An 11026-nucleotide genomic window follows, 5' to 3' on the forward strand; every position below is an offset into this window, starting at 1 on the left:
ACCTGCGCGAGCCACCGGTTGCCCCGGACGCGCATGTCTTCCCACGCGGCTTTACCGCCCTGTTCGGGAAGACCCTGCAACAGGTTACCGAGCCGGTTCAGCCAGCGCGAGGGGACGGTTTCCGCTTCGTCCGACCGCAGGGACCGGCTGAGCACAACCTCGGGCGCGGCGATGGCCTGTTGATAGTCATGCGCGGAAAGCCCGATCCGCCGTTCCGGCAAAAGCAAACCCGCGTCGAGCCGCATCTGGCGGTTCAGCCACGGGTCCGGTGCCGGGGCTTCGGGCCAGACACCATCGTTCAGCCCGCCGAGAATGACCAGATCGGCCCCCTGTACGCGCGCTTCGAGCGTGCCCCAGATCATCACGTCACTGCGTGGCGCGTCCCTGTCCCGAACCTCTTCCTGCGACAGCAGGGCGCCCAGCAGATCGGCGTAATCGCCCGGCCCCATCATTCCGCCGTGGATCGCTTGTTCCTGCAGGTTCGTCATGCAGCCCAGCGCTTTCTGTCCGGCCTTCTTCTGCCACAGCTCGCCCGCCTCCGGCCCGTCCTGCCCTGCAGCGAGGCGGCTGGCCAGATCGAGGTGGAGCGCCACCCATTCGGTGAGCGGTCGTTCCCCCTGGGTCTTCCGTCCGGTCAGGGTGGCTGCCACCCAGTCCGCCCAGCGCGTGAAAGAAACAGGGTCCTCCAGACCTTCCGCCGCGGTTTCCGCCACGCCGTGCAGACCGGCGGCGTCGGGGTAGGGCAGGCCCGTGCGACGGATCGCCATTTCCAGCCGCTGGGTGTGCAACTGGTGATAGCCGCGATCCGCCCCGCTGTGGGTCAACGGGTGCTTGAGCAGCGTCAGCAGGCCCTCGGCATCCAATGGCTCTGCCAGCAGGGCTGCGACATGGCGCAGGAACCGCCCCGGGGGCGAAAGCTGCAGCGGCGTACCGGCGCTGTCATCCGGCAGGATGTCCCACCGATCCAGCGCCGAGGTGACCTGCCGTGTCAGCATCCTGTCAGGCGTGATGAGCGCTGCCGTCTTTCCTTCGTCCACCGCCTTGCGCAGTCGCAAAGCGATGGCGAGCGCCTCTTTGCGGGGGGTATCCGCCTCGATCAGGGTGAGATCCCGCGTCGCACCGGCGATATCTTTCAATTTCGGCCCCTCTGTCAGCCAGGCGTGGGTGACGGGGGCCGGGCGCAGCGACAGCGAAACCAGCGCATTGCGTGCGGTACTGGGCGGCTTGGTCCCGGCCCATCGGCGGACCGCCGCGCTGGGCAGTTGCAACTGCCGGATCAGGTGATGAAAGCGGTATTGCGGATGATCCTGTGACAAAAGCTGGTCATCCAGCGCGTTCCAGATCGCGGTCGGCATCTCGAAATCGAAACCGGGCAGCACCACCGCGCCCTGCGGCAAACGCGCGATCGCCTCCATCAGCAGTGCCGTGGTCCCGCGGGAGCCGGTCGATCCGGCGAGGATGACGGGATGGGCGGGGGGCGCTTCCCGCCAATGGGCAATGATCCGTTCGACAAGCTGGCGCTGCCTCGCTTCGCTGTCGGGCAGGGTGTCTTCGGCGCGAAGGTAGGCATCGGCGATCTGCAAAAAACGCTGGGTCCGTTCCCAGTGGCCCGACTGAACCGACAGGTCGAGCGCCGCGATATCCGCAGCAGTCACGCCTTCTCCCTGCATCTCATCCAGCAGGGCGGCGAGCGAATCCGACAGCCCATAAAGCGAGGAGCGCGGCGCGATTTCGGGCGCCGCCTCCAGCAGGCCGCCGATCAACCTGGTCAGTTCCAGTCGCCGTCGCAGGGGCGGCACGGGCGGCGCGGCGGTGATGCCGGGCACCAGCCCGTCCAGTTCCGTTACCAGCAGGACGCGCGGCAGCAGCCCCGGGGGGCCCGCATCGAAAAGAGCGCGCAACCGGCGGCGCATGCGGGTGGTGTTGACGAGGAGATCCACCCGCGCCATCGCGTGCGGCGGCTGCCCCGCCATCCTGTCGCGCAGCCCTTCGACCAGTTCGGCGGGAAAATCCACGCCCGGCGCGATGCCAAAGACGCGCGGCTCGGCAGAAGGCTCAAACATGGGTGTTTGCCAGCATCCGCTCGGCCAGTTCTATGCCTTCCGGCTGGCCCACGTCACACCATTGGCCGGGGTAGGGGATACCGTAGAGCCGCCCTTCGTCCAGCATCATGTCCCACAGCTTGTTGAGTGAGAATTTGGGCTCGTCGATCCGGTGCAGCCCCTCCGTCCGGACGATCTGGATGCCGCCGTAGATATGACCCGGCCCGCGCCGGAGCTTTCCGCCGTCGTCCGGAATGAAATCCCCCGATCCGCTGTGCCCCACTGCATGATCGCGCGGCACCAGCATCAAAAGCCCGTCCATGCGGCGCGGATCCCAAGCCGCGCGCAAAAGCGCCAGCGGGTTGGGGCCGGCCCAGATGGCATCGGTGTTCATGGTGTATACCGGGCCGTCCCCCAGCCGGGGCAGGGCATTGCGCAGGCCGCCCCCGGTTTCGAGGATATTCGGCGTTTCCAGCACCGTCGCGACGCCGCGCGCCTCCAGATGATCCTCCAGAATTTCGGGTCTGTAATGCAGGTTAGCGACGATTTGCCGGGGTCCGACCGCGAGGGCCAGTTCAAGCGCATGATCCACCAGCGGCTTGCCCGCCACCGGAATCATGGGCTTGGGGCGGTCCTGGGTGAGCAGCTTCATCCGCGTGCCGAAACCGGCGGCGAACATCATTACAGCGTCGGGAGTGTCGCGCATCGGCTTTTCAGGCTTTCGAGTCGGTCTGGCGTCGGGTCGGGCAGGGCGGGGCGCAGGATACGCTTGAGTTCGGCAAGGTCGGGATGATCGAGATTGCGCTGAAGATAGGACCACACCCGCGCGATCATGTCGATGTATTGGGGTTTCCCGTCGCGCTGGCAGAGCCGCACGAACAATCCCAATATCCGAAGGTTCCGTTGCATGCCAAGCAAGGCGTAATCCCGGGCGAAGTCTGTCGTGTCCCGCGATGTATGCTCCGTGTAGCGGGCGATCATCTGCGTTTCAATCGCCGTGGGGACATCCCGCCGTGCGTCCTGCAGGATCGAGACGAGGTCATAGGCGGGATGCCCTCGCAGGGCATCCTGAAAATCCAGCAGTCCGACCCGCGCCACGCCATCACGTTCCGGCAGCCACAGAAGGTTTTCGGCGTGGTAGTCCCGCAGGATCAGCACTTTTTCCTTCGCGGCGAGCCTGTGGACCATCGGGGCCAATGCCGCTTCGAAATCCGCTTTTGCCTTGGGGGAGGGCGCATACCATTCGAACGCCGGTGCGGTCATTTCGATCAGCCAGTCTGCGTCGCAGGGGGGCACCTCGGGGACCGGCAGGGCGTGCAGGGCCACCAGCAGGTCGGTCGCCGCCCGATAGAGCGGTTCCTGCCGGTCCGGATCGGCATTCATTTCACGGGCGAAGAGCGCATCGCCGAGGTCTTCGAGCAGCAGCAACCCCTGCTCAGGCGCGGCGGCCAGAATGGCGGGTGCCGATAGCCCGTGGGAGGTTAGATGTTCGGCGATTGCGATGAAGGGGCGCGTATCATTGCCCTGGCCTGCCGGCGCGTCCATCAGGATCGCCCGCCGCCCATCGCCCATCATCAGCCGCAGGTATCTGCGGTTGGAGGCATCGCCCGCGATGACGTTGCGCCGCGCCTGTTCCCAGCCGGTACGGGCGAGGAATGCGTCGATCCGGTTGGCGTCTTCATCCTTCATCTGCGCCAGCCCGCCAGCTTGTCATTCCATTTCGCGGCGTTCCATTCCGCGCGCAGATCGCGCGCGCCGAGGTCATCCGCCATCGTGAATGACAGGTGGAGCGCATCTGAGGGCGCGATTTCCGCCAGACGGTCCGGCCATTCCACGAGGCAGATCGCGCTTTCGAATGCCTCGGCGAGGCCCAGTTCCTCAATCTCATGGGTGGAGGTGATGCGGTAGAGATCGGCATGCCAGACCGGCCCAAGCCTGCTGTCATAGGTCTGGATCAGGGTGAACGTGGGGGAGGGTACGTCTTCGGGCACCGGCAGGATCGACTGGATCAAGGCGCGGGCGAAATGGGTCTTCCCGGCGCCAACATCCCCTTCGAGCAGGATGACATCGCCCGCTTCAAGCTGCGGGGCAAGGGTGCGCGCGCGTTCGGCGGTCGCTTCGGCATCGGGGAGGGAGAGGGTGATCTGGCGGTCCGTCATGCGCCGAAGGTATCGCCGTGACGGACAGCCGCAAGCGCTATCGCGCGTCCTATTCCCGCTATTCGGCGGCGGCCATTCCTGGGTTTTCCGGCGCGGTGATACCGGCGGCCCCGCGGAACCGCGCGAGCGTCATACCGGGGACGATTTGCCGAACCTCGCAGGTCAGCACGCGTTCATCCGTCAGCCGCAGGCGAAAGGCCCGCATACGGGGGCCGCCAAGGTCCAGCAACTGAGTCTCGACCTGTTCCCAAGGGGCGGGCGTTGTCGTGCCGCGCCGCCATATCGCAACGGAATCCGCCACGGTGATATCGACAAAGGTGCTTTCGGGCATGAGGCCCCACATTGTCCTGTAGGCCGCATTGCAGAACATCATGATGCCCGACGACGAAAAGACCGCGAAACCGTCTTCCACCACGTCGAGCAGGGCCTGCCCCATTTCAAGCTCGGCCCTGTAGTTCCGCGTCAGGGCGACTTCGGCGCTGATGTCTTCGATCAGAAATGCGATGGCGCCGTCCGGATGGGGGCGGCCCTTCACCCTGTAGGTCTGCCCGGATTCGAGCGACCATGTTTCCTCGTAGCGCCCGTCGGTCGCGGCGGCGATCACGCCCGCGATTTTCTGGCGCCAGCCGAAATAATCCTTTGGCTCCGGCATGCGGCGGTTTTCGCGCAACTGGTCGAAGAACGACAGGATCGTGGGCCGTGCGGCAAGGAACTCCGCCGGGAGCGATGTGAGGTCGACGAGCGCGGGATTGAACAGGGCCAACTGGCCTCTGCGGTCGAAAATGGCCAGCCCGATGGAAAGATGGGCGAAGGTCTTGGCAAGGGTCTGGACGAAGTTGCGCTGGGCCAGTTCAGCCTCTGCCACCGCGCTGACGCAGGTGGCGTGATAGATCGTGATGCCGTCTGCGGTGGCGCTGCACGTGATGTCGTACCAATCCGGTGGCGCGGCAGGGTCCAGCACCAGCTTCACGCGCTTTTGCGCGGTCGCCATATCCGGATCGAAGAGCGGTTTCGCCTCGTCACCGTCCTGCCGCCGGGCCAGCAGCGCATCATAGGCGGCGTTGCGCCAGATGATCTGCCCGTCGCAGGTTTCTTGCCAGATCGGATGGGGGGCTGAGTCGAGTGTCTTTTGCAGGATCTCCGCCCGGTCCTGGATGCGCGCGATCTCTTCGGGGGACGTATCCGTCGCCGTGACATCGTTGAGCAGGCGGACCCAGCAGTTCGGCTCCTCCCATTCGAGTTCTATGCGCCGACGGTCCGCGGGATCGCGCGCCTCGATGAAAGAGCGGCCGCGCAGCCCTTCGGCGAAGGTTTCCGGCAGGTCCGGAAAGCCCGGCTCCATCCGGTCGCGGAAGCTTCTCCAATCATGCGCCCCGGGTACAAGGCCGAAGCGGGAAAGCGCGATGGGGCTGGCGTGATGCAGGACGCCGGACTGGAACAGTAGCTCTATGGGCGGATCGCCGGGCTTGCGCAGCGGTGCGCAGCGGGGCGCGCTGCGGCCGAACCACCACAGGCCCGACAAGGCAGTGGCGGCTGAGACCGAGATAACGATAAGGGCGTCGAGGACGGACACGGAAAACACCTGTTTGCTGGCGTCTCCGTTAATCATTTGCCGAATTAGTTAACGTACTCTTAATAATGCTGAACTAATTTTTACCCCGCCCATGGGTCATGCAAGGATACGCCGGTTCTGTCCGATGGGTGAATGGGCCTCCGCCGCCTTGGGACTGATCTTTTCGCGGGGCCAGACGACCTCCACGATCGCGCCGCGCCCCGGTGTGCCAATGCCATCGGTTGCAGCCTCGGCGCGCCCGTTGGCGAACCTCAGCTGGGCGCCGCTTCGTTCCAGCAGCGTCTTGGCGATGAAAAGCCCGAGCCCCATCCCTTCGTAGCCCGGTCTGCGTTTCAGGCGGTTGAGCCGCCGGTGCCGCACATAGGGATCCCCGATCCGCCCCAGTACCTGACTGGAAAACCCCGGACCGTCATCGACGATCCGCACGGTTATATAGTCCTCTGTCCAGCTGGCGCTGATCTGGACATTGTGCCGCGCGAAATCGACGGCATTCTGCACGAGGTTGCGTAAACCGTGGATGATCTCCGGCTTGCGAATGATGCTGGGTTGTTCGGGAGGCGCGCCTTCGGCGGGGGTCTGATCGAACAGCACCTGCTTGCTGCGTTCCAGATGGGGTTCGGCGGCTTCGGTCAGAACGGCCATCAACGGCGCGTGTCTGAGATGCAGATCGTCCTTCCCCGCGCGGCCCATGTCCCGCAGGATATCGCGGCAGCGGTCCGCCTGCTGGCCGATCAGGGCCGCGTCTTCCGCCAGTTCGGGGTGATCCGACAATTCGTCCAGCAATTCGGCGCTGGTCAGCTTGATGGTGGCAAGGGGCGTGCCCAGCTCATGTGCCGCCGCTGCGACCACGCCGCCAAGGTCAGTCAGCTTCTGTTCACGGGCCAGCGCCATCTGGGTGGCGGCAAGCGCATCCGCCATGGAATGGATTTCCGACGTGACCCTGCGGGAATAGGCGCTGGTGAAGATCACCGCGATAACAAGCGCGATCCAGTTTCCGAAAACAAAGATCTCTGGCATCCGCAGCGTCTGGCCGTTTTCACGGACCAAGGGGAAATGGATTTCGGCCAGCAGCGTCACCAGCAGGATCGCCGTCCCGCAAAGCACCACGGTCGACCGCAGGCTGAGCGCGGTGGCAGAGATGGTGACAGGCCCCAGCAGCAACAGGGCGAAAGGATTGTTCAGACCGCCCGTCAGGAACAGCAGGAAGCCCAGTTGCAGCAGGTCGAACATGACCATGGCGAGGTTTTCGCGCTCCGACAGGCGCTTGTTTTCGGGAAAGACGAAGCTTGCGATCAGGTTGCCGATCACGCTTACCCCGATGGCGAAATAGGCCAGGCCCCATTTAAGCTGCAGATCATAGACCGTCTGCGCAAAGGTAATCGCCGTCAGCTGCCCGATGATTGCCACCCAGCGCAGCAGGATCATCGTTCTCAGCCGAATCCAGTTGGCCCGTTTGCGGCTGCCCACGGGGCGAATGGTTTCCTGCGTCATCTTGGGATCACCGTGATCTTCTTTACTTCGTCTGCCGGATGATAGCCCAAAGGTCCGTGAAGAGACGAATAATCTCGTTTCGTTCAGTGACAAATCGGCCCATACCTGTTGGCACGCCCCATCCTGGCGGTATTCTCGCGGGTGGAGAGTTTGACCTGCGGGAGGGTCGGGCCATATGCAACCTCAAGAAGACCCAGCCTATCAATATGAGCGGGAAAGATGATGGCGATGTTGGATGAAAGCGATCTCGGCCCTGATCCGAGCCTGTTGTTGGTCGATGATGATGAACCGTTTCTCAAACGGCTTGCGAAAGCGATGGAAAAGCGTGGGTTCAGCGTGGAAACCGCCGGTTCTGTCGCGGCTGGCCGGGCCATCGCAACAGCGCGACCCCCGGCCTATGCCGTGGTCGATTTGCGGCTCGAAGATGGCAACGGCCTCGATGTGGTGGAGACCCTGCGAGACAAACGCCCCGACGCGCGGATCGTGGTGTTGACGGGGTATGGTGCCATCGCGACGGCGGTGGCGGCAGTCAAGTTCGGGGCAACCGATTACCTGTCAAAGCCCGCCGATGCAGATGACATCACGAATGCGCTGCTGGCCAACGGCGATACGCTTCCGCCGCCGCCCGAAAATCCGATGAGCGCCGATCGTGTCCGCTGGGAGCATATCCAGAGGATTTATGAGCTCTGCGACCGCAACGTTTCAGAAACCGCGCGGCGGCTGAACATGCATCGCCGCACGCTTCAGCGTATACTGGCAAAACGCTCGCCGCGCTGAACCTCTCCGGTCAGAGCTCGTATCGTTTCCAGACCTTGTCGACACGCCTGCCATCGCCCAGCGGGCTGTCCGGCAGCAGCCGGTAGGTCTCGAACCCGCGGCTTTGGTAATAGGCCATGCCCCCGGAATTGTCGGCGCGGATGATCGCGTGGATATGGGTGTAGCCCATGTCCTTCGCTGCCTTACGCGTCTCTTCGAACAGTGAAGAGCCGATGCCGATGCCGGTTTCCCCGATCCTGACGAAGGTCGCCACGTCCACACCGCCCTCAGGCAGATCGGGATGCGGTTCGATCCACTGGAACCCCATCAGCGTTCCTTGGGTATCTTCCGCCAGATGCCATGCGGCCCCCGGCAGGCGCATCCGTTCGCGGAGTTGCGCGGTTGTGACCGGGTCGACCATCGCTGTCGTTCCGCCCTTGGCGATGATCGCGTTCAGCAACTCCGCCATGGGCGCCGCGTCCAGCGCACCGGCCCGGCGAATGTGGATCACGACATGTCCCGCAACAGGGTGGCGTGCCTGTCGGTGAAGGCGCGCCGGGTTTCGACGGGCGGGCGCAGCACGATGTCCAACCCCTCGACCAGCGCCGGGTCGGGCCGCCCGAAAAAGCGGGTCGATTCCGCTTCGGAAAAGCCGGCGATCTGGGTGGCTTCCATCCACGCGCTCACCCGGTCGGCTTTCTTGATCTGCTGTTTGACACGTACGGGAAGGCTGGCGGGCAGGCCGAACCGCAGGTGAACCGCCGCGGTAAGCCGGTCGTCCAGCGCGCGGTAGCCCGGGCCAACGGCCGCCTTCACCGGCGAGATCATATCGCCGATCACGTATTCCGGAGCGTCGTGCAAAAGCGCGGCGAGCCGCCATCTGGCCGGGGCGCGGGGGGCGATGCGCCCGAATACCGTTTCCACCAGAAGCGAGTGTTCGGCCACGGAATAGGCATAATCCCCGTGGGTCTGCCCGTTCCACCGGGCGACGAAGGCGAGACCATGGGCAATGTCCTCGACTTCGATATCCACCGGCGTCGGGTCCAGAAGGTCGAGCCTGCGACCGGAAAGCATGCGTTGCCATGCGCGGGGTGTACGAGTCATCTGCAGTTCGTCCTTTGCGTGAGGTCCTGTTTAGCGGCGATGGATCACCGGGAAAAGCAGGCTGCCCCTTTGGCCTCGAAGGCACAGTCAGACCGGGCGGGCAGGCGATTCGGAACCACCCGCGCCTAGGCGCGTTGATGAGGGGAAGGAGAAACCCATGAAACCGCTTTTCGTTACCGCATTTGCAGCCCTCACCACCCTTTCGGTTACCGGTTCCGCATCTGCGCAGGAAGTCTGCATGCCGACCCACGAAATGCGCGCCGCGCTGATCGATTGGTATGGCGAACGGCCCGTAAAGGGTCAGGATCAGGGCAACACACAGCTTTGGGTTTCCGATGCAACCGGCACATGGACCATCCTCAAGACGCTGTCCGACGGCAACTCCTGCGTCGAAGCGCAGGGCGAAGACTGGATGGCCGGCATGGCGAACGAGCGCATCTTCGCGGCGCTGGCGGATTGATCCCGCTCAGTTGAGTAGTCTCTTACAAGGTGATAGGCGGCATCCAAGCTGATCTTTAGAGGTGCTGCATGGCCAAGGACTATATCGTAAAAGACATCAATCAGGCGGCCTATGGCCGCAAGGAACTCGACATCGCCGAGACCGAAATGCCGGGTCTCATGGCGCTGCGCGAGGAATATGGCGACAGCAAGCCGCTGAAAGGCGCGCGCATTGTCGGCTCTCTGCATATGACAATCCAGACGGCGGTTCTGATTGAAACGCTGACGGCGCTGGGCGCTGATGTGCGCTGGGCGTCCTGCAACATCTTCTCCACCCAGGACCATGCCGCCGCCGCGATCGCGGAAAGCGGTGTGCCGGTTTTCGCGGTGAAGGGACAGACGCTGGAAGAGCATTGGGATTACCTCGACAAATCCTTCATGTTCGACGAAGGCCCCAACCTGATCCTCGACGATGGCGGCGATGCGACGCTCTACGTGCTTCTGGGTGCGCGGGCGGAAGCGGGCGAAGACATCATCCCTGTTCCTCAGTCCGAAGAAGAGACTGTCATCAAGGCGCAGATCAAGAAGCGCATGGAAGCCTCCCCCGGCTGGTTCACCAAGATGCGTGACCAGATCAAGGGCGTGTCGGAAGAAACCACGACAGGCGTGAACCGGCTTTATCAGCTGGTGCGCGACGGGCAGCTTCCCTTCCCCGCGATCAACGTGAACGACAGCGTGACCAAGTCCAAGTTTGACAACAAATACGGCTGCCGTGAATCGCTGGTGGACGGTATCCGCCGCGCCACGGACACGATGATGGCGGGCAAGGTTGCCGTGGTCATGGGCTATGGCGATGTCGGCAAAGGCTCTGCCGCGTCCCTGCGCGGGGCCGGGGCCCGCGTGAAAGTGACGGAGGTCGATCCGATCTGCGCGCTTCAGGCCGCGATGGACGGCTATGAGGTGGTGCTGCTGGAGGATGTGCTGGATACCGCCGATATCTTCATCACCACCACCGGCAACAAGGACGTGATCCGCCTCGAGCATATGCGCGAGATGAAGGACATGGCGATCGTCGGCAACATCGGCCATTTCGACAACGAAATTCAGGTTGCCGCACTGAAGAACCACAAGTGGACGAACATCAAGGAACAGGTGGACATGATCGAGATGCCGAACGGCAATCGTCTGATCCTGCTGTCCGAGGGGCGTCTTCTGAACCTCGGCAATGCCACCGGGCACCCGTCGTTCGTGATGTCCGCCTCCTTCACCAACCAGGTGCTGGCACAGATCGAGCTTTGGACCAAAGGCGACGAGTACAAGAACGAAGTCTATATCCTGCCCAAGCATCTCGACGAAAAGGTCGCGCGCCTGCATCTCGACCGGATCGGCGTGAAACTCACCAAGCTCGACCCGGAGCAGGCCGCCTATATCGGCGTGTCCCCCGAGGGTCCCTTCAAGCCGGA

At 63.7% G+C, this 11026-nt stretch carries 11 protein-coding genes; 3 read left to right on the plus strand and 8 right to left on the minus strand.

Annotation, left to right across the window (positions count from 1 at the left end):
* The 6 genes from addB to regB form a co-directional block, all read right to left on the minus strand.
* A partial coding sequence (gene addB / locus A3764_RS07410; protein ID WP_067951404.1) for a double-strand break repair protein AddB occupies positions 1-2063 on the minus strand: 2063 nt, incomplete at its 3' end.
* Positions 2056-2748, minus strand: coding sequence for a nucleotidyltransferase family protein (locus A3764_RS07415; RefSeq protein ID WP_067920708.1), 693 nt, complete (start codon positions 2746-2748; stop codon positions 2056-2058). The genes A3764_RS07415 and addB, both read right to left, overlap by 8 nt.
* Positions 2724-3731 carry an aminoglycoside phosphotransferase family protein gene (locus A3764_RS07420; RefSeq protein WP_067920710.1) on the minus strand — a complete coding sequence of 336 codons (1008 nt, stop codon included), beginning with the start codon at positions 3729-3731 and terminating at the stop codon, positions 2724-2726. Before A3764_RS07420 ends, A3764_RS07415 begins: the two co-directional genes overlap by 25 nt.
* Positions 3728-4201 carry a tRNA (adenosine(37)-N6)-threonylcarbamoyltransferase complex ATPase subunit type 1 TsaE gene (gene tsaE / locus A3764_RS07425; protein WP_067920712.1) on the minus strand — a complete coding sequence of 158 codons (474 nt, stop codon included), beginning with the start codon at positions 4199-4201 and terminating at the stop codon, positions 3728-3730. The genes A3764_RS07420 and tsaE overlap by 4 nt, the downstream gene beginning before the upstream one ends.
* Before the next feature lie 58 nt (positions 4202-4259).
* The gene (locus tag A3764_RS07430) at positions 4260-5774 is read right to left on the minus strand and encodes a PAS-domain containing protein (RefSeq protein ID WP_236628122.1); all 1515 of its coding nucleotides are present in this window, start codon (positions 5772-5774) and stop codon (positions 4260-4262) included.
* Positions 5775-5870: 96 nt separating this feature from the next.
* Positions 5871-7265: a sensor histidine kinase RegB gene (gene regB, locus A3764_RS07435; protein WP_067920716.1), complete on the minus strand. Its 1395-nt coding sequence runs from the start codon at positions 7263-7265 to the stop codon at positions 5871-5873.
* A 228-nt stretch (positions 7266-7493) separates the two neighbouring features.
* Between regB and A3764_RS07440 the strand changes: the two genes are divergently transcribed.
* Entirely contained in the window at positions 7494-8042 is a 549-nt protein-coding gene (locus A3764_RS07440; RefSeq protein ID WP_150120646.1) for an ActR/PrrA/RegA family redox response regulator transcription factor, read from the plus strand.
* A gap of 10 nt (positions 8043-8052) precedes the next feature.
* Here A3764_RS07440 and A3764_RS07445 read toward each other — a convergent pair whose 3' ends face one another.
* Both A3764_RS07445 and A3764_RS07450 read right to left on the minus strand, forming a co-directional pair.
* Positions 8053-8532 carry a GNAT family N-acetyltransferase gene (locus tag A3764_RS07445; protein ID WP_067920718.1) on the minus strand — a complete coding sequence of 160 codons (480 nt, stop codon included), beginning with the start codon at positions 8530-8532 and terminating at the stop codon, positions 8053-8055.
* Entirely contained in the window at positions 8529-9125 is a 597-nt protein-coding gene (locus A3764_RS07450; RefSeq protein WP_067920720.1) for an HD domain-containing protein, read from the minus strand. Before A3764_RS07450 ends, A3764_RS07445 begins: the two co-directional genes overlap by 4 nt.
* Before the next feature lie 157 nt (positions 9126-9282).
* Here A3764_RS07450 and A3764_RS07455 point away from each other — a divergent pair, with 157 nt between their 5' ends.
* Together A3764_RS07455 and ahcY are read left to right on the plus strand one after the other, a co-directional pair.
* Positions 9283-9585 carry an S-adenosyl-L-homocysteine hydrolase gene (locus tag A3764_RS07455; protein WP_067920722.1) on the plus strand — a complete coding sequence of 101 codons (303 nt, stop codon included), beginning with the start codon at positions 9283-9285 and terminating at the stop codon, positions 9583-9585.
* Between the two features lie 68 nt (positions 9586-9653).
* Positions 9654-11026: adenosylhomocysteinase (gene ahcY / locus A3764_RS07460; RefSeq protein WP_067951406.1), on the plus strand; the 1373-nt coding region annotated here is incomplete at its 3' end.

It is taken from the genome of Sulfitobacter sp. HI0129, assembly GCF_001635395.1.
GTDB lineage: Bacteria > Pseudomonadota > Alphaproteobacteria > Rhodobacterales > Rhodobacteraceae > Sulfitobacter.